Raw genomic sequence first — 17,521 nt, 5'->3', positions numbered from 1 at the left:
TCAGTCGGCGCGCTCCTCGCGGACCTTCTCGACCAGGGCACCGGCGATCTGCGGCATGTTGCCGAGGCTGCCGGCGGTGCTCGGCGAGACCAGGTAGCGACCGTCGACGATCAGCGCCGGAACGCCCATCAGCTGCATCTGGCGCATGCGGGCGTGGGCCTGGTTGACCTGGCTCTTCACGCCGAAGGAGGCGAGCGCCTCCCGGGCCTCCTCCTCGCTGACGCCGTAGTCGCTGAAGAAGGCGGCGATGGCGTCCTCCGAGGTCAGGCGCTGGCCCTCTTCGTGGATGGCGTGGAAGAAGTCGTCGTGGAGCGCGTCGAGGATTCCCAGCTGCTCGGCGGCATAGAAGGCGAAGGCGTGGGTGTTCCAGTCGCCGCCCATGGTGGCCGGCATGCGCCGGAAGACCACGTCCTCGGGCTGCTCGGCGACCCAGGCGTTGAGCGGCTCCTCGAGGTTGTAGCAGTGCGGGCAGCCGTACCAGAAGGCCTCGGTCACCGCGACCTGGCCGTCCTCGACCCGCGTCTCCACCGGGTTCTCGAGCACGGTGTAGTGCTCGCCCTCGACGAGGGGGGCGGCGGATACCAGGGATGACAGGCCGAGGCCGGCCAGGGCGACCATCAGGGTCTTCAGCATGGGAACTCTCCTTGAGTGCAACACCTTGAGTGAAACAGGATCCGGGTGCCGGCGCGCGGCACGTCGCTGGCTTTGATGCCCCGGCACCGTCCGGGTTCCCCACAGACGCCGAGGGCGGCCACTGGCCGCCCTCGAAGTGCCGCTGCCCGGCGGGCCGGGACGGGGCTCAGTGCAGGCCGCGCACGTAGTTGGCCACGGCGGCCATGTCGTCGTCGCTCATCTTGCTGGCGATGTCACGCATGATGGCGGCCGGGTCGTTGGCCCGCTCGCCGGCGGCGAAGTCCTGCAGGGTGGAGACCACGTAGTCGTGCTTCTGGCCGGAGAGCGCCGGGTAGACCGCGGAGCCGATGCCCTCGCCTTGCGGGCTGTGGCAGGCCGAGCAGGCCGGGATGCCCTTGGCCATGTCGCCGGCGCGGTAGAGCTGGCGGCCGCGCTCGATCAGCGCCTCGTCGTCCTCGGCCTGACCCAGGGCCGGGTCCATCTCGGCGAAGTACTTGGCCACGTCCCAGGCGTCCTGGTCGGAGTAGTTGTCCACCTGGCCGGCCATCTGCGCGACCATGCGGTTGCCGTCGCGGATGTCCATGATCTGCTTGGCCAGGTAGGAGGCCTGCTGGCCGGCCAGGTTGGGGAAGGCGCCGGAGGGGCTGATGCCCTGCTGGCCGTGACAGGCGGCGCAGGCCTGCGCCTTCTCCCGACCGGCCGCCGCATCGGCATCCGCTTGAAGGTCCGCATGGGCCACGCCGACCGCGCCCATGGTGATTGCCAGGCTTGCCAGTAGCTTTCTCATCGCAGTTCCACTATCCCGTTACGTTGTTGGCCGGTACGTACCCCGGGTGCCGCCCGGGTTGGATCCGGGTGCCCTGTGGCCGGTCGTCGCCGACGCGGTGGTCGGTCGCTGGCGGCCGAAGCACGGTGGTATACTGACGCGCCCCGGGTCGCAGACAAAGACACTGCATTATAACGGAACACCCGAGCCGCGGGAATGCAAGCCGTGGCGCCCTTGATCAACGTCAGGATTCTCCCGCATGTCGCGACTCAACTACCAGGCCTCCCGTTTCCTCACCAGCGCCCCGACCCTGGCCAAGTGTCCGCCGGACGCCGGCGCCGAGGTGGCCTTCGCCGGCCGCTCCAACGCCGGCAAGTCCAGCGCCATCAATGCCCTGACCCGGCAGAAGGCGCTGGCGCGGACCTCCAAGACGCCGGGGCGCACCCAGCTGATCAACTTCTTCGGGCTCGGCGAGGACAGCGACCACCGACTGGTCGACCTGCCGGGCTATGGCTATGCCAAGGTGCCGGAGCAGGTCAAGCTGGAGTGGCAGCGCCACCTCTCCGACTACCTGCGCCGGCGCGGTTCGCTGCGCGGCCTGGTGCTGGTGATGGACGTGCGCCATCCGCTCTCGGAGTTCGACCAGACCCTGCTCGGCTGGGCCGACGAGGCCGACATGCCGGTGCACATCCTGCTGACCAAGGCCGACAAGCTGAAGAGTGGCGCGGCGAAGAGCGCCCTGCAGCAGGTGCGCTCGCGGCTGCGCGAGTGGGAGGACCTGGTCAGCATCCAGCTCTTCTCCGCCCTCAAGAAGCAGGGCATCGAGGAGGTGCATGCGCGCCTCGACCAGTGGCTGCTCGACGCGCCGGTGCCCGCCGACGACTGACGTCCGCCTTCCATGCGTCGCGCTGGCCGCGGCGGCGACTAGCCGAGGTCGGCCAGCAGGGCCGGCAGCTCGCGCACGTGCGCGAGCCGATGCACCCCCTCGGGCAGCGTCCCCGCCGGGGCGTCCGGGGCGATCCACACCGCCTGCATCCCGAGCCGCCGCGCCGGCAGCACGTCCTCCTGCCAGGAATCCCCCACGTGCAGCGCCCGGGAGGGTGCGGTCTCGAGGCGCGCCAGCGCGGCCAGGAAGGGCCGGGCGTCCGGCTTGGGGGCCTGGATCTCGCCGGCGGCGATGGCCACCCGGAAGTGGCGATGCAGCGCCAGGCGGTGCAGCGCCAGGTTGCCGTTGGTGATGGCCCCCAGCCGGTAGTGTCTGCCGAGCGCCTCGAGCAGCGGCTCCACCTCGGGGTGGGGCGCGACCTCGATTCGCAGCGCATGGAAGCGCGCCATGGCGGCGGCGGCCCATAGCCAGGCGGTGCTGCGCGGGAGCCCGTAGGCCTCCAGCAGCTCCACCAGGGCGCGCTCGCGCAGCCAGGTGAAGTCGCCGCGTCGCGGCGGGAAGCGCTCGGCCAGCCGGCCGCGCGCCGCCTGATAGGCCGCCAGGGGGTAGCGCTCGGCGAAGCGCCCGCGCGCTTCGCCGCGGCGCGACAGCCAGTCGGTCAGGGCCTCATCGAGCCAGGCGTAGTGGCCGGTCTCGGTGCGCGCCATCACCCCGCGGTTGTCCCACAGGGTGTCGTCCAGGTCGAAGGTGATCGCCCGCAGGCTCATGAGGGCTCTCCATTGTCGTTGCCGCGGCGGCGCGCCCGCGGGTGGGCGGCGTCGTAGCTCGCCGCCAGGTGCTGCCAGTCGAGCCGGGTGTAGACCTGGGTGGTTGCGAGGTCGGCGTGGCCGAGCAGCTCCTGCACCGCGCGCAGGTCCTGGCTCGACTCCAGCAGGTGGCTGGCGAAGGAGTGGCGCAGCCGGTGCGGGTGGAGGTGCTCGGCGAGCCCGCGCGCCCTGGCCAGCTCGGCGAGGCGCCGCTGGATGCCGCGATGGCCGAGGCGACTCCCGCGTACCCCGACGAACAGCGCCTGGGTGTCGCGCGCGGCGAGCTGGCCGCGCACCGCGAGCCAGGCGTCCAGCGCCTGGCGGGCCCGGCGGCCGACCGGCACCTGGCGGGGCTTGCCGCCCTTGCCGAGCACCCGGACCCGCTGCGGCTGGAGATCGGGAAGGTCCAGCGCTGCCAATTCGGCCAGGCGCAGGCCGCTGGAGTAGAAGAGCTCCAGCATCGCCTGGTCGCGCCGCGCCAGCGGCGAGTCGTCGTGGGGAGTGTCGAGGAAGCGGGAGAGCTGGTCGACGTCCAGCGGCCGGGGCAGGTGGCGGGGCTGGCGCGGGGCCTTCACCAGGGCGGCCGGGTTGTGGGCCAGCCGCCCCCGCTCCACCAGGTGGGCGGCGAAGCGCGAGATCGCGGCGCGGCGCCGGGCCAGGCTGCGCGGGGCCAGGCCGCGCAGCCGCTCGCCGCCGAGGAAGCGGCGCAGCAGGGCGGCATCGAGGCGCGACCAGTCGTCGATCCCCTCGTCGGCGAGGAAGGCCGTCAGGGCCTCGAGGTCGCGCCGGTAGGCGTCCGCCGTGGCGGGACTCGCCGTGCGCGCCAGCGCCGCCACGAAGGCCTCGACCTCGGACGCGAGGGGGGCTGTGCTCACGACGAGGCCGGCGCCATGCGCACCAGCAGGCGCGCCACCACCTCGCCCACGTAGTCGGTGAACAGGGTGTCCATGCTGGCGCGGAAGTGGTCGGGGTCGGGGCTCGCCAGCACCAGGTAGCCCAGCGGCTCGCCCAGGGTCAGCCGGGCCACCGCGCAGGAGCCGGCCTTGGCGGGCGCCGGCGCGTGGGGCAGCAGGCGCTTCCAGTCGGTGGGGGTCAGCCGCGTGCAGCGGCTGGCGCGGCCGTCGAGCAGCGCCGCGAGGCGCTGGCCGGCGTGGTCGTCGAGCACCTGCCGGGGCGCCTGGGGCGGGCGGGGCTCGGCGTCGGTGAGGCTCGCCGGGCACCACAGCGCCACCGCCGGGGTATGGAAGTGCTCACTCAGCTGGGTCGCCAGCGCCTGGCCCAGGGCGTCGTTGTCCTCGGCCTCGAGCAGCGCGAGGATCAGCTCCCGGGTACGCCGGTACTGGCCCTCGTTGAAGCGGGCCGACTCCAGCAGCTGCTCCAGGCGCCACTCGGCCTGCTCGGCACGGGCGCGCAGGTCGTGCACCAGCCGCTCGAGCAGCGAGGTGGCACCGCGGCTCTCGGGGTGAGGCACCTTGAGCTGCTGCAGCAGGCCCTCGCGCCCGACGAAGAAGTCCGGGTGACGGGCCAGCCACTCGGCGACCCGATCGGGATCGAGGGTCTTGCGCGGATCGGGGGCGGCTCGGGTCATGGGGCTTCTCCTGGGGTGGCGAGGGTCCTTGGGGGCAGAGCGACTCAGTTCAGCACGACGCGGCCGTCGAAGACGCGTTCGGCCGGTCCGGTCATGATCAGCGGGGCGGCGTCGCCGGCCCACTCGATGACGAGCTCGCCGCCGGGCAGGTGCACGGTGACGGGGCTCTCGAGCAATCCCTGGCGGATGCCGCTGGCCACCGCCGCGCAGGCGCCGGTGCCGCAGGCCAGGGTCTCGCCGCTGCCGCGCTCATAGACGCGCAGGCGGATCTCGTGGGGCGACACCACCTGCATGAAGCCGGCGTTGACCCGCTTGGGGAAGCGCGGGTGGGCCTCGATGGCCGGCCCCAGCCGCTCGACGGGGGCGCGGTCGACGTCGGCGACCCGCAGCACCGCATGGGGGTTGCCCATGGAGACCACGCCCACCTCGAGGCGCTCGCCGTCCACCTCGAGGGCGTGCACGACGCGGTCCTCGGCGGCGTCGAAGGGCAGCGCCTCCGGGGCGAAGCGCGGGGCGCCCATGTCGACGCGCACCCGGCCGTCGTCCTCGACCACCAGGGTCAGCGGGCCGCCGGCGGTCTCGACGTGGATCTCGTGCTTGTGGGTCAGGCGCTGGTCGCGCACGAAGCGCGCGAAGCAGCGCGCCCCGTTGCCGCAGTTCTCGACCTCGCTGCCGTCGGCGTTGTAGATGCGGTAGCGGAAGTCCATCTCCGGGTCGCGGGGCGGCTCGACCACCAGCAGCTGGTCGAAGCCGATGCCGAAGCGCCGGTCGGCCAGGCGGCGGATCTCCTGCTCGCTGAAGCGCGCCCGCTGGGTGACCAGGTCGACCACCATGAAGTCGTTGCCCAGCCCATGCATCTTGGTGAAGTGCAGGAGCATCAGCGCGCCTCTCCCGCATCGTCGGGCAGCAGCGCCTCGCCGGCCCACAGCTCCTCGAGGCGCTCGCGGCGACGCACCAGGTGCACCCGGTCGCCGTCGACCATCACCTCGGCGGGGCGCGGGCGGCTGTTGTAGTTCGAGGCCATCACGAAGCCGTAGGCGCCGGCGGAGCGCACCGCGAGCAGGTCGCCCGCGGCGATGGCGAGCTCGCGATCCTTGCCCAGGAAGTCGCCGGTCTCGCAGACCGGGCCGACCACGTCGTAGGTGGCGGCGTCGCGCGGGTGGCGGGTGTCCACCGGCAGGATCGCCTGCCAGGCCTGGTAGAGCGCCGGGCGGATCAGGTCGTTCATGGCCGCGTCGACGATGGCGAAGTTCTTGGTCTCGCCGGGCTTCAGGAACTCGACCCGGGTCAGCAGCACGCCGGCGTTGGCGGCGATCGAGCGGCCCGGCTCGAAGAGCAGGGTCAGCCGCTCGCTGCCCGGCCACGCCGAGAGCCGCTCGAGCAGGGCGGTGGCGTAGTCGAAGGGCGCCGGCGGGCGCTCGTTGTGGTAGGGCACGCCGAGCCCGCCACCGAGGTCGAGGTGCTCGACCTCGATGCCGCGCTCGCGCAGCCGCTCGAGCAGCACCAGCAGGCGGTCGAGGGCGTCGAGGAAGGGGGCGAGCTCGGTGAGCTGGGAGCCGATGTGGCAGTCCAGGCCAACCACCTCGAGGTGGGGCAGCGACGCCGCCAGCTCGTAGACGGCCAGCGCCTCGTCCACCGGGATGCCGAACTTGTTGTCCTTGAGCCCGGTGGAGATGTAGGGGTGGGTGCCGGCGTCGACGTCCGGGTTGACCCGCAGCGAGACCGGCGCCCGCCGGCCGAGCCGGCCCGCCACGGCGTTGAGGCGCTCGAGCTCGGGGCGCGACTCGACGTTGAAGCACTTGATGCCCGCCTCCAGGGCGCGGGCCATCTCGGCCTCCTGCTTGGCCACGCCGGAGAAGACCACCCGGGCCGGGTCGCCGCCGGCGGCGAGCACGCGCTCGAGCTCGCCCACCGAGACGATGTCGAAGCCGGCGCCCATCTTCGCCAGCAGGCCCAGCACGGCCAGGTTGGAGTTGGCCTTCACCGCGTAGCAGATCAGGTGCGGGTGGCCGCCCAGGGCCTCCGCGTAGGCGCGGTAGTGGCGCGCCAGGGTCGCCCGGGAGTAGACGTAGCAGGGCGTGCCGAACTCGTCGGCGATGCGGGTGAGCGGCACGTCCTCACCGTAGAGGACGCCGTCGCGGTAGTCGAAGTGATCCATGCTAGCTCTCGTCGTCGCGGGCGGTGTCGTCGTCCTGCGGGGCGGCGGCGTCGTCCGACGTCGCCTGCTCGCCGGCAGGGTCATAGCGCTCGGCGGCCGCCTCGTCGCCGGGCAGGTAGAGCGGGCCCTTCTGGCCGCAGCCGGCCAGCGCGAGGGCCAGGGCCAGGGCCAGGGCGGCGGGGAGCAGGCGTCCCATCAGGCCAGGCTCGCCAGGGCGTCGCGGGCGCGCTGGGCCGCGGCCCGCACCTGGTCCGGGGCGGTGCCGCCGATGTGGTTGCGGGCCGCCACCGAGCCCTCGAGGGTCAGCACCTCGAAGACGTCCGCCTCGATGGTGTCGGAGAACTGTCGGAGCTCCTCGAGGCTCATCTCGGAGAGGTCCTTGCCCTCCTTGAGCCCGAAGGCCACGGACTGGCCGACGATCTCGTGGGCGTCGCGGAAGGCCACGCCCTTGCGCACCAGGTAGTCGGCCAGGTCGGTGGCGGTGGAGAAGCCGCGGCGGGCGGCCTCGGCCATGCTCGGCTTCTTCGACTCGATGGCCGGGGCCATGTCGGCGAAGGCGCGCAGGCAGCCCTTGACGGTGTCCAGGGTATCGAACAGCGGCTCCTTGTCCTCCTGGTTGTCCTTGTTGTAGGCCAGCGGCTGGGACTTCATCAGGGTCAGCAGGCCCATCAGGTGGCCGTAGACGCGCCCGGTCTTGCCGCGCACCAGCTCCGGCACGTCGGGGTTCTTCTTCTGCGGCATGATCGAGGAGCCGGTGCAGAAGCGGTCGGGCAGGTCGATGAAGTCGAACTGGGCGCTGGTCCACAGCACCAGCTCCTCGCTCATCCGCGACAGGTGCATCAGCAGGATGCTGGCGAAGGACGTGAACTCGATGGCGAAGTCCCGGTCGCTGACCGCGTCGAGGCTGTTCTCGGCGGGACGCTCGAAGCCCAGCAGCTCGGCGGTGACGTGGCGGTCGATGGGGTAGGTGGTGCCGGCCAGCGCCGCGGCGCCCAGCGGCAGCACGTTGACCCGCTTGCGGCAGTCGAGCAGGCGCTCGTGGTCGCGGGCCAGCATCTCCTGCCAGGCCAGCAGGTGGTGGCCGAAGGTCACCGGCTGCGCGGTCTGCAGGTGGGTGAAGCCGGGCATGATGGTGTCGGCCTCGCGGTCGGCCAGGTCGATCAGCCCCGCGCGCAGGCGCGCAAGCTCCGCGGCCACGGCGTCGATCTCGTCGCGCAGGAAGAGGCGGATGTCGGTGGCCACCTGGTCGTTGCGCGAGCGGCCGGTGTGCAGCTTCTTGCCGGTGATGCCGATCTTGGCGGTGAGCCGTGCCTCGATGTTCATGTGCACGTCCTCGAGCGCCACCGACCACTCGAAGGTGCCGCCTTCGATCTCGCCGCGGATCTCGTCGAGGCCCTGGACGATGGCGTCGCGCTCCGCGTCGGTCAGCACGCCGACCCGGGCCAGCATGGTGGCGTGGGCGACTGAGCCCTGGATGTCGTGGAGGGCGAGGCGCTGGTCGAAGCCGACCGAGGCGGTGAAGCGTTCGACGAAGGCGTCGGTGGGCTCGCTGAAGCGGCCACCCCAGGACTGATTGGTGCCGGGGTTGGAAGGACTCGGGCTCATCGGGCTGGGCATCCTGCTTGACGAAAGGGGTGATGGGCACCGCCATGGCGGCGCTGCCTTGACATGGCGGAAAGTGTACCAGAGTCCGAGGGGCTGGCGAGGGGCGGGGCACGCTCGCCGCACCGTGATTTTTCCTGCTTCGCGCGGTGCTTTATGATGAGGCGTATCCACATCATCACCGGGCGCCAGCGCATCGCGCGCCATCGGCAGGCCAACCGGTACGGGAGAACCACGTGCAAGCCATCAACACCCTGCGTATCGCCACCCGCAAGAGTCAACTGGCCATGTGGCAGGCCGAGCATGTCCGCGACCGTCTGATGGCCGCCCATCCCGGTCTCACGGTCGAGCTGGTGCCCATGTCCACCCGCGGCGACAAGATCCTCGACACGCCGCTGGCCAAGGTCGGCGGCAAGGGGCTGTTCGTGAAGGAGCTGGAGGAGGCGATGCTCGACGGCCGCGCCGACATCGCCGTGCACTCCATGAAGGACGTGCCGATGCACTTCCCCGAGAGCCTGGGCCTCTCGGTGATCCTCGAGGGCGCCGAGCCCACCGACGCCTTCGTCTCCAACCACTACGCGTCGCTGGACGCTCTGCCCGAGGGCGCGCGCATCGGCACCTCCAGCCTGCGCCGTGGCCTGCAGATGCGCGAGGCGCGCCCGGACCTCGAGGTGCTCAACCTGCGCGGCAACGTCCAGACCCGCCTCGGCAAGCTCGATGCCGGCGAATACGACGCCATCCTGCTGGCGACCTCCGGCCTCAAGCGGCTGGGCCTCGAGGCGCGCATCGCCATGGAGCTGCCGCCCGAGGTCTGCCTGCCGGCCTGCGGCCAGGGGGCGCTGGGCATCGAATGCCGCCTCCACGACCCGGAGCTGCTGGCGCTGCTGACGCCGCTGGACGACGCGGCCACCGCCACCCGGGTGCGCGCGGAGCGCGCCATGAACACCCGCCTGGAGGGGGGCTGCCAGGTGCCCATCGGCGGCCACGCCGTGTTCGAGAACGACGGCCAGACCCTGTGGCTGCGCGCCCTGGTGGGCAACCCGGAGGGCACCCGGGTGCTGCGCGCCGAGGGGCGCGGGTCCATCCACGAGCCGGAGGCGCTGGGCATCCGGGTGGCCGAGGAGCTGCTCGACCAGGGCGCCGGCGACATCCTCGCCGAGGTCTACGGCGCCGTTTGATGGCGAGCCGACCGGTCCTGATCACCCGTCCGGGCGAGCGCGCGGCCCCGCTGGCCGCGGCCATCGAGGCTTGCGGCCTGCCCGTGGCGCGCCTGGAGGTGATGCGCCTCGAGCCGCTGGCGGAGACGCCGGCGGCGCGCAGCACCTGGCTGGACGTCGACCAGTTCGACAAGGTGGTGGTGGTGAGCCCCTTCGCCGCCGAGTGCCTGGCTGATGCGCTCGATCGCTACTGGCCGCAGCTGCCGGTCGGCATCGACTACTATGCGGTGGGGGCGTCCACCGCCGCCGCCCTGCACCACCACCTCGGGGTGCGCGTGCACGTGCCGTCGCCGGACAGCGGCGAGGACACCAGCGAGGCGCTGCTGTGCCTCGCCTCGCTGCGGGCCCTCGACGAGCAGCGGGTCTTGCTGGTGACCGGCGAGGGGGGGCGAACCCTGCTCGCCGACACCCTGTCCGCGCGCGGCGCGAGGGTGACGCGCCTGGCGGTCTACCGGCGCCGCCTGCTCGACCCCGCGCCACCCCTGCAGGCGCGGCTGGCGACGGGCGATTACCGGGCGCTGGTGGTCAGCAGCGGAGAAATCCTCGAACATCTGGCAGGATGGTGTACGGATGCCGCCTTGAACCAACCGCTAATCGTTTCCAGCGCGCGGTTGGCTACACTGGCCGGCAGGCTGGGATTTCGTGTCCCCGTGGTGGCGTCGGGTGCCACCCCTGCCGCCCTGGCGGCCGCGGTCGCCGGGAGCAGCGCCCCTGAGGAGGCCGATGTCGATCATGATGATCTCGAAAAGGGCTAGCGACAGATGAGCAAGCAACCAAACGATCAGGACGAACAGCAGACGCCTTCCGATGCGGCCCAGGGCGCATCGACGCCCCCGGGCGGTCAGGGGAGCGGCGAGGCCGACAAGGCCGGCGGTTCGTCCTCCCGCCGCTCGCGCCGCCGCGGCAAGGGCGGCTCATCGGCTTCGGCCGGCGCCGCGGCCGGGCAGGAGAAGCAGGACGCGGCCGCGCAGGACGCTAGCGCGTCGTCCGGCACGCCGAGCGCCTCCGCCGACAAGCCGGCCGCCGGCACCGACAAGGCGACGACGCAGAACGCCGCGCCCGCCAAGCCGACCTCCGGCGCCGCCGGCACCGACAAGGCCAAGACCCATAACGCCTCCGCCGACAAGCCGGCCGCGGGTGCCGCCGGCACCGGCAAGGCCAAGGCCCAGGACGCGCCCGCCGACAAGCCCAAGGCCGCCGACGGCGGCAAGCCCCCGGCGGGCGGTGCCGCCACCGCCAAGAGCGGCGGCCAGGGCGGTGGCAAGGCCGGTGGTGTGGCGCTGGTGCTGGTGATCCTGCTCGCCATCGGCGTGGGCGTCTTCGGCTGGCAGGCCTGGCAGAAGCTCGAGACGCAGCAGCAGCGTCTCTCCGCACTGCCCGCCGAGGTCGCCAGCGAGTCCGCCCTGGGCGACCTGGAAGCGCAGCTCGAAAGCGCCGAGAGCGAGCGTGACGCGGCCCTCGAGTCGACCCTCTCCAGTCTGCGTGCCGACTTCGCGGACTACCGCGGCAGCGTCGACGAGACCCTCGACCGGGTGCTCGACGAGCTCTCCCGCGAGCAGGAGACCGACGAGCGCGACTGGCTGCACGCCGAGGCGGCCTACCTGCTGCGCCTGGCCAACCAGCGCCTGCAGCTGGAGCGCGACGTCGAGGGCGCCGCGGCCCTGCTGCGCACCGCCGATGCACGCCTGCGCGAGGCCGACAACCCCGCCCTGGTGCCGGTGCGCCGCGAGATCGCCTCCGAGCTCGCCGCCCTGGAGGCCGTGCCGACGGTCGATCGCACCGGCCTCTACCTGGCACTCAACGCCCAGCAGGAGCTGATCGCCGGCCAGCCCCTGGCCCAGGACATCGAGGAGATGACCGCCGATGCCGTCATCGAGGAGGCGCCCACCGGCGGCTGGCAGCAGCAGCTGTCGCGCTTCGGCAACGAGCTCAAGGACCTGGTCACCGTGCGCAAGCACGACGAGGCCCTGGAGGCGCTGATCGCCCCGGAGCAGGAGTCCTACCTGCGCCAGAGCGTGCGCCTGGTGCTCGAGCAGTCCCAGCTGGCGCTGCTCAAGGAGGAGCAGGAGCTCTACGAGGCAAGCCTCGACAAGGCCCTGACGCTGATCCGCGGCTACTACGACATGGAGGCGCCCGGCGTGCAGTCGGTGGTCGCGCGCCTCGAGGAGCTCCAGCAGCGCAGCATCCGTCCCGAGCTGCCGGACATCAGCGGCTCCCAGCAGGCGCTGGCGAGCTTCATCGAGCATCGCTTCGAGAGCCGCGCCGCCGATCAGGCCGAGGGCGGCCAGGGAGATGACGCATGAGAAAGCTGATCCTGATCGTGGTCCTGGGCCTCGCGCTCGGGGCGCTGTTCGGCCAGCTGATGATGTCGGTGCCGGGCTACTGGCTGGTGCGGGTGGGCGACACCTCCTACCAGACCTCCTTCTGGTTCGGCCTGGTCATCCTGCTGGCGGTGTTCATCGCGCTGCACTTCGGCCTGCGCCTGCTGATGCGCCTGACCCGGCCGGTCAGCCGCTTCAAGGTGTGGAACAGCCGCGCCCGCAACCGCACCGCCATGAAGCGCACCGTGCGCGGCCTGGTGGCGCTCGCCGAGGGGCGCTGGAAGCGCGCCGAGAAGGCCCTGGTCAAGGCCGCCGATGACTCCAGCACGCCGCTGGTCAACTACCTCTCCGCGGCCCTGGCCGCCCACTACCAGGGGCGTTACGAGCAGGCCGACACCCTGCTCAAGCGGGCGCACCTGAGCACCGAGGGGGCCGACACCGCGGTGGGCATGATGCAGGCCCAGCTGATGCTGGATCGCCAGCAGTACGAGGAGGCGCTGGCGATCCTGACCCGCCTGGACCGCCACCTGCCCAACCACCCCCAGGTCCTCAAGCAGCTCAAGCAGGCCTACCTCAGCGTCAGCGACTGGGACGGCCTGCGCCGCCTGATGCCGCGGCTGGGGGCGCAGCAGCTGATCTCCCGCGAGGAGCGCGAGCAGCTCGAGCTGCGCGCCTACCGCGAGCTGATCGGCCAGGAGGCCCGCAACCCCGGCGACATCGAGCGGGTGCGCAACCTCTGGGCCGACATGCCCGACTACCTGCGCACCAACAACGACCTGATCGTGCTCTACGCCGAGGCGCTGGTGCGCGGCGACCAGGAGGGCATCGCCGAGCGACTGCTGCGCCACTCCCTCAAGGAGCACTGGGACAGCCGCCTGGTGCTGCGCTACGGCCTGCTCGACGTGGATGCCCGTCGCCAGCTGGTGGTGGCCGAGAAGTGGCTGCAGGAGCGGCCCAACGACCCGGACCTGCTGCTCACCCTGGGGCGCCTGGCGCTGCGCAACGCCTACTGGGGCAAGGCCCAGGAGTACTTCGAGGCGAGCCAGCGCCAGCGCCCCAGCGGCGTGGCGTGCGCGGAACTGGCCCGGCTCTATGCCAACCTGGGCGAGCACCAGAAGAGCCAGCTCTTCTACCGCCAGAGCGTCGAGCTGCTCGACAAGTCGCTGCCCTCGCTGCCGCAACCCACCGAGGCGCCCGAGTCGGACGCGAAGGCGGCCAAGGCGGCGTCCTGAGCGATGCGTGACCCGGGGTTGCCGTGACGTGACCCACCCACGAGAGGGGCTGCCGATGGGCAGCCCCTCTTGGTTTGCGCACCTTGCGCTATGCGGGTGTCTCGTTGGTGCGCTCGGGTGGAGCAAGGGGGGGGGAGCAAGGAATGCCGGCTTGCCGCCCGCCACGCCCCTCGAGGCCGCGCCCCTCTCTTCGCACCGGCTACGCACCGGATCACCCCGCTTTGGGGCGTCTGCCCCCTGAGCGGGACCTCTCTACTATCACCCGATCTAACGACAGCGGGGCCGCCCTCGGCGACCCCGCTGTCGATGCGAGCAGGCGCCGCGGGCGCCTGCGGGCGAGCGTCTAGACCTCGCTGTCGTTGGGCTGGCGATGGTCGGCGTCGGCGATCTCCTGCACGCCGTGGCCGGTATCGTCGCCCGGGGCGTCCTCGGCGGGGCGCCGGCGCGACGCGGCGTCCAGCATCCGCACGTTGGCCGCCGGCGAGCGACCCTGCTTGTCCTCGCCGAAGTAGAGCGTGGTGTGCGGGAAGGGGATCTCGATGCCGGCCTCGTCGAAGCGTAGCTTGACCAGGCGGTTGTAGGCGCGTCCCACGGCCCACTGGTCGCCGGGCGTGGTCTTGATGACCACCCGGATGTTGACCGAGCTGTCGGCGAGGGCCACCACGCCGGCCACAGTGAGCGGCTCGAGGAGCTTGTGGCCGTGCTCCTCGCTGGCTTGGAGATCCTCGAAGGCCAGCTTGAGCTGCTCGATGGCCTCGTCGATGCTCTCGCGGTAGGCGATGCCGTACTCGCCGACGTGGTTGCCGAACTCGCGCATGTAGTTGGAGACGGTGTCGACGCTGGAGAAGGGCACGATGTGGTAGGTGCCGGAGAGGTCGCGGATGCCCACCGAGCGGATGCTCAGCTTCTCGGCCGTGCCGGTGATGCCGCCCAGAGTGACGACGTCGCCGGTGTTCATGGCGTTCTCCACCTGGATGAAGATGCCGGTGATGATGTCCTGCACCAGCTTCTGGGCGCCGAAGCCGATGGCCAGGCCCAGCACCCCTGCGCCGGCGATCAGCGGGCCGATGTTGATGCCGATCTCGGAGAGCACGATCATCGCCGTCATGGTGACCAGGGCGATGGCCAGGGCGTTGCGGAACAGCGCCAGCAGGGTCTGGGCCCGCGCCGAGGGCACGCCGCCTCCGGTCTCCGGGTTGAGCTTGTGCTCGATCAGGCTGGCGAGCCCCAGCCAGGCCGCCGCGGCCACCGCCAGGATCACGATCACGCTGACGATCTTGCCGACCAGCTCGCGACCGGCTTCGGAGGCGTACCAGCCGGAGAGGTCGAAGGCGCCCCAGGCGCTCAGCACGATCATGATCACGGTGATCAGGATCAGCGCGCGGATGACGCGCAGGGCGTTGGGCACGTAGCTGTTGAGGCGCGGCTCGAGCAGCGGCAGCTTGCGCCGCAGGTCATCGGAGAGCCGGATCTGGCGGCCGATGGTCTGGGTCAGGAAGCTGGAGGCCAGCATGCCCACCACCACGGTCGCCAGGGTCTTGAGGGTGGCAAAGAGCACGAAGGGCAGGGCGTCCGCGGGGCGGGTCAGGGTCAGCACCAGCACCATCACGAAGTAGGCCAGGGCGAACAGGTGCCAGGTGCGGGCGAACAGCTGCAGCGAGACCCGGCTGGCGGCCATGGTGGTCTGCTGGGCCTTGTGGTTGAGGGCGTCACGCAGCCGCGCGCGGTTGCTCAGCACCACCGCCACCGCATAGACGAAGGCGCCGATCATGATCAGGGTGCCGACGCTCTCCCCGAGGGTCGGGGCCAGGTAGGCGCTGATCAGCGGCACCACCACCATCAGGCCGTAGCCGACCAGGCCGATCAGCCGGGCGATCCAGCGGTTCCAGTAGGAGGCCTCGCCGGCAGAGATCGGCAGCAGGCGCAGCCCCTCGTAGCGCGAGGCGAAGAGCATCCGCACACCCGCCTTGAGCAGCTCGATCACCAGGAAGGCGTTGAGGAACAGCGAGGCCCGGGTCGAGAGTTCGCCGGCCTCGCCCACCGCGAAGGTGGCGACCAGGTTGCCGCCGACGTAGGAGAGGGCCACCACCAGCACGTCGATCAGCGCCGCCAGCGCCACGCAGAGCACCAGGCGCACCACCGGATTGAGCCCCTGGCCGTTGAGCGACCACTGGCTGATGCGGCCGAAGACCGGCTTGGCCAGCGCGCGGATGATCAGGAAGAGCGCGACGGTGGCGAGGATCACCAGCCCCAGATTGATGGCTGCATCGCCGACCGCGGCCATATCGATTTCGGCGCTGGCGCCGTCGCTTCCCGCGAACAGCTCGCCGATCGCCTCCGCCGCCTCGGCCAGCTGGGTGCCGACCTCGCCGGCGATGCGGCTGGTGGCCTGGGCCAGCTGGCGCGGCAGGGAGGGCGCCTCGGCGCTGGCCTCGGCGGCCGCCGAGGCGGCGGCGTCGGTGCCCGGGGTCTGGGCGGCCAGGCCGCGCAGCTGGTCGATCAGCTGCTGGCGGCTCTCGGCGTTCTCGAGCAGGTCGGCCAGGGTGGAGTAGGCCGGCGGTTCGCTGCCGGTGTCGGCTTGCTGGGCCTGGGCCGGACTGCCGATGGCCACCAGGGCCAGCAGCAGCCAGACGCCCAGGGCTGTCAGGGCTCGCATAGGGTTCACGCGGTGACCTCCGTCTCTTGGCGCGTTGGCGATGGGGTGTCAGGGGAGCGGTACTGGGTACCTAGTCGGCATGGTACGGGTTTGGCGTGGCGATCACGACCCGAGGGTCGCGAGCCTTTTTTATGTACAAACATTGTACATCATGAGATTTGTCTGCCAATATTGTCATCAACGCGGCGGCCAAGGGTCGCCGCCCCCTGCAAGGCAAGCATGCGATACTCTTGGCCACCCTCGATGGGTGGCCTTTTTTATGTGGGGTGGGCCAGCGTCGTGATGGTTAGCAGAGTATCATAATGTCTTGATATGCCGGCGGTCGCGACGGGAAGAGGCGGCTGAAGTCGAGGCGCGGTCGAAGGAGGCGAGATGACGGCGGGGTGGAGTGAACTGTGGCTGGTGGCCGCCGGCGGGGGGCTGGGGGGCATGGCGCGCCTGGCGCTGGGCGACGCCGTGGCGCGCCGCCTGGGCGCCGGCCTGCCCTGGGGCACCCTCGCGGTCAACCTCAGCGGCGCCCTGCTGATGGGCGGGCTCGCCGGCGCGCTGGGGCCGACGGCCTCGGGGCCGGCGTGGTCGCTTGGGGCCATCGGCCTGCTGGGTGGCTACACCACCGTCTCCTCCTTCAGCCTGCAGACCCTGACCCTCGCCCAGCAGGGGCGGCATGGCGCCGCCGTGGCCAACGTCCTCACGACCCTGGTGGGGGGCTTTGCGGCCCTGCTGGCGGGTGCATGGCTCACGGGAGGGCTCTCTTGATCGCCTGGCGCGCCTACGCCGCCGTGGGGCTCGGCAGCGGCCTGGGGGCGGCGCTGCGTTACCTCGTCGGGGTGGCGCTCGCCGGGCCGCGCTTCCCCTGGGCCACGCTGGCGATCAATGGTCTCGGCTCCTGGCTGATCGCCGCCTTCGCCGCCTTCGCCGCCCACCGGGTCCATGGCCGGGTGGCGCGCTGGCAGCCCTTCCTGGTCGCCGGCTTCTGCGGCGGCTTCACCACCTTCTCCCTGTTCGGCCTCGAGACGCTGCGGCTGCTGCAGGCCGGCCATCCCTGGCTGTCGCTTGGCTACGTGCTGGCGAGCGTGCCGCTGTGGCTGGCGGCGGCCTGGCTGGGGCAGCGCGCCGGCCGGCGGGCGGCGGCGCGGGCCTGAGGGCATCGCGCCTTGTCCCGGCGGCTCAGGCGGTGCGCGACGACACCCAGGCCCCGGCATCGGGGATGGTCATCGCGTACTCCTGCTCGAGCCAGGGGGAGCTGACCATGAAGTCGGCGCTCGCCGCGTTGCAGGCCACCGGAACGTTCCACAGCGCCGCCAGGCGCAGTAGCGCCTTGACGTCGGGGTCGTGGGGCTGCGGCGCGAAGGGGTCCCAGAAGAAGATCAGCAGGTCGAGGCGCTGCTCGGCGATGCGCGCGCCGATCTGCTGGTCGCCGCCCAGCGGTCCACTCATCAGGCCCTCCACCGCGAGCCCCAGCTGGCGCGAGATGCGCTCGGCCGTGGTGCCGGTGCCGACCAGGGCGTGCCCCGCCAGGGTCGCCTCCCAGCGGGCCACCCACTCGAGCAGCTCCTCCTTCTTGCCGTCGTGGGCCACCAGCGCGATGCGCTTGCTGGCCGGCAGGGTGCGCGTCACGTTGCGCGGCGGTCGGTGTGACATCTCGATGCTCCTCGG

17 protein-coding genes and 1 pseudogene are annotated in these 17,521 nt (G+C 71.8%); 7 read left to right on the top strand and 11 right to left on the bottom strand.

Annotation, left to right across the window (positions count from 1 at the left end):
• Nucleotides 1-633 (bottom strand): thiol:disulfide interchange protein DsbA/DsbL, encoded by a 633-nt coding sequence (locus C9F13_RS09840; protein ID WP_108446097.1) that lies wholly within the window; start codon nt 631-633, stop codon nt 1-3.
• A gap of 166 nt (nt 634-799) precedes the next feature.
• Nucleotides 800-1,420: a c-type cytochrome gene (locus C9F13_RS09835; RefSeq protein ID WP_108446096.1), complete on the bottom strand. Its 621-nt coding sequence runs from the start codon at nt 1,418-1,420 to the stop codon at nt 800-802.
• Nucleotides 1,421-1,658: 238 nt separating this feature from the next.
• On the opposite strand from C9F13_RS09835, the gene yihA reads away from it, so the two are divergent.
• The gene (gene yihA / locus C9F13_RS09830) at nt 1,659-2,285 is read left to right on the top strand and encodes a ribosome biogenesis GTP-binding protein YihA/YsxC (RefSeq protein ID WP_108446095.1); all 627 of its coding nucleotides are present in this window, start codon (nt 1,659-1,661) and stop codon (nt 2,283-2,285) included.
• Between the two features lie 38 nt (nt 2,286-2,323).
• On the opposite strand, the gene C9F13_RS09825 is transcribed toward yihA, so the two are convergent.
• From C9F13_RS09825 to argH, 7 genes and pseudogenes are all read right to left on the bottom strand, one after another.
• Nucleotides 2,324-3,052, bottom strand: a complete 729-nt coding sequence (locus C9F13_RS09825; protein WP_108446094.1) for an HAD family hydrolase — start codon at nt 3,050-3,052, stop codon at nt 2,324-2,326.
• Nucleotides 3,049-3,966, bottom strand: a complete 918-nt coding sequence (locus C9F13_RS09820) for a tyrosine recombinase XerC (protein ID WP_108446093.1) — start codon at nt 3,964-3,966, stop codon at nt 3,049-3,051. The genes C9F13_RS09825 and C9F13_RS09820 overlap by 4 nt, the downstream gene beginning before the upstream one ends.
• Entirely contained in the window at nt 3,963-4,679 is a 717-nt protein-coding gene (locus C9F13_RS09815) for a DUF484 family protein (protein WP_108446092.1), read from the bottom strand. Before C9F13_RS09815 ends, C9F13_RS09820 begins: the two co-directional genes overlap by 4 nt.
• Nucleotides 4,680-4,723: 44 nt before the next feature.
• The gene (gene dapF / locus C9F13_RS09810; protein WP_108446091.1) at nt 4,724-5,557 is read right to left on the bottom strand and encodes a diaminopimelate epimerase; all 834 of its coding nucleotides are present in this window, start codon (nt 5,555-5,557) and stop codon (nt 4,724-4,726) included.
• Entirely contained in the window at nt 5,557-6,837 is a 1,281-nt protein-coding gene (lysA, locus tag C9F13_RS09805) for a diaminopimelate decarboxylase (RefSeq protein ID WP_108446090.1), read from the bottom strand. The genes dapF and lysA overlap by 1 nt, the downstream gene beginning before the upstream one ends.
• Before the next feature lie 85 nt (nt 6,838-6,922).
• A pseudogene (gene lptM / locus C9F13_RS17865) lies at nt 6,923-7,033 on the bottom strand (LPS translocon maturation chaperone LptM); the annotation flags it as partial.
• The gene (argH, locus tag C9F13_RS09795) at nt 7,033-8,442 is read right to left on the bottom strand and encodes an argininosuccinate lyase (protein WP_108446088.1); all 1,410 of its coding nucleotides are present in this window, start codon (nt 8,440-8,442) and stop codon (nt 7,033-7,035) included. The pseudogene lptM and the gene argH, both read right to left, overlap by 1 nt.
• A 233-nt stretch (nt 8,443-8,675) precedes the next feature.
• Between argH and hemC the strand changes: the two genes are divergently transcribed.
• Genes hemC through C9F13_RS09775 form a run of 4 tightly spaced genes read left to right on the top strand, consistent with a single transcriptional unit; the run spans nt 8,676 to nt 13,209 of the window.
• A complete protein-coding gene (gene hemC, locus C9F13_RS09790; protein WP_108446087.1) occupies nt 8,676-9,617 on the top strand; it encodes a hydroxymethylbilane synthase in 942 nt (313 codons plus the stop codon).
• Nucleotides 9,617-10,411, top strand: a complete 795-nt coding sequence (locus tag C9F13_RS09785) for a uroporphyrinogen-III synthase (RefSeq protein ID WP_108446086.1) — start codon at nt 9,617-9,619, stop codon at nt 10,409-10,411. The genes hemC and C9F13_RS09785 overlap by 1 nt, the downstream gene beginning before the upstream one ends.
• A 6-nt stretch (nt 10,412-10,417) precedes the next feature.
• Nucleotides 10,418-11,959, top strand: coding sequence for a uroporphyrinogen-III C-methyltransferase (locus tag C9F13_RS09780; RefSeq protein ID WP_108446085.1), 1,542 nt, complete (start codon nt 10,418-10,420; stop codon nt 11,957-11,959).
• Nucleotides 11,956-13,209 (top strand): heme biosynthesis HemY N-terminal domain-containing protein, encoded by a 1,254-nt coding sequence (locus tag C9F13_RS09775; protein WP_108446084.1) that lies wholly within the window; start codon nt 11,956-11,958, stop codon nt 13,207-13,209. The genes C9F13_RS09780 and C9F13_RS09775 overlap by 4 nt, the downstream gene beginning before the upstream one ends.
• 343 nt (nt 13,210-13,552) lie before the next feature.
• Here the strand turns inward: C9F13_RS09775 and ybiO are convergent, their stop codons facing one another.
• Nucleotides 13,553-15,874 carry a mechanosensitive channel protein gene (gene ybiO / locus C9F13_RS09770; protein ID WP_425432878.1) on the bottom strand — a complete coding sequence of 774 codons (2,322 nt, stop codon included), beginning with the start codon at nt 15,872-15,874 and terminating at the stop codon, nt 13,553-13,555.
• Between the two features lie 363 nt (nt 15,875-16,237).
• Between ybiO and C9F13_RS09765 the strand changes: the two genes are divergently transcribed.
• Nucleotides 16,238-16,621, top strand: coding sequence for a fluoride efflux transporter FluC (locus C9F13_RS09765; RefSeq protein ID WP_108446082.1), 384 nt, complete (start codon nt 16,238-16,240; stop codon nt 16,619-16,621).
• Entirely contained in the window at nt 16,618-17,007 is a 390-nt protein-coding gene (locus tag C9F13_RS09760; RefSeq protein WP_108446081.1) for a fluoride efflux transporter FluC, read from the top strand. The genes C9F13_RS09765 and C9F13_RS09760 overlap by 4 nt, the downstream gene beginning before the upstream one ends.
• Before the next feature lie 25 nt (nt 17,008-17,032).
• On the opposite strand, the gene C9F13_RS09755 is transcribed toward C9F13_RS09760, so the two are convergent.
• Complete coding sequence (locus tag C9F13_RS09755) at nt 17,033-17,506, bottom strand: methylglyoxal synthase (RefSeq protein ID WP_108446080.1); 474 nt, start codon at nt 17,504-17,506, stop codon at nt 17,033-17,035.
• Nucleotides 17,507-17,521 lie beyond the last annotated feature (15 nt).

Source organism: Halomonas denitrificans (genome assembly GCF_003056305.1).
Lineage (GTDB): Bacteria > Pseudomonadota > Gammaproteobacteria > Pseudomonadales > Halomonadaceae > Halomonas > Halomonas denitrificans.
Note: the sequence above shows the minus strand (reverse complement) of the source record. Positions and strands in the feature narration are given on the sequence as shown.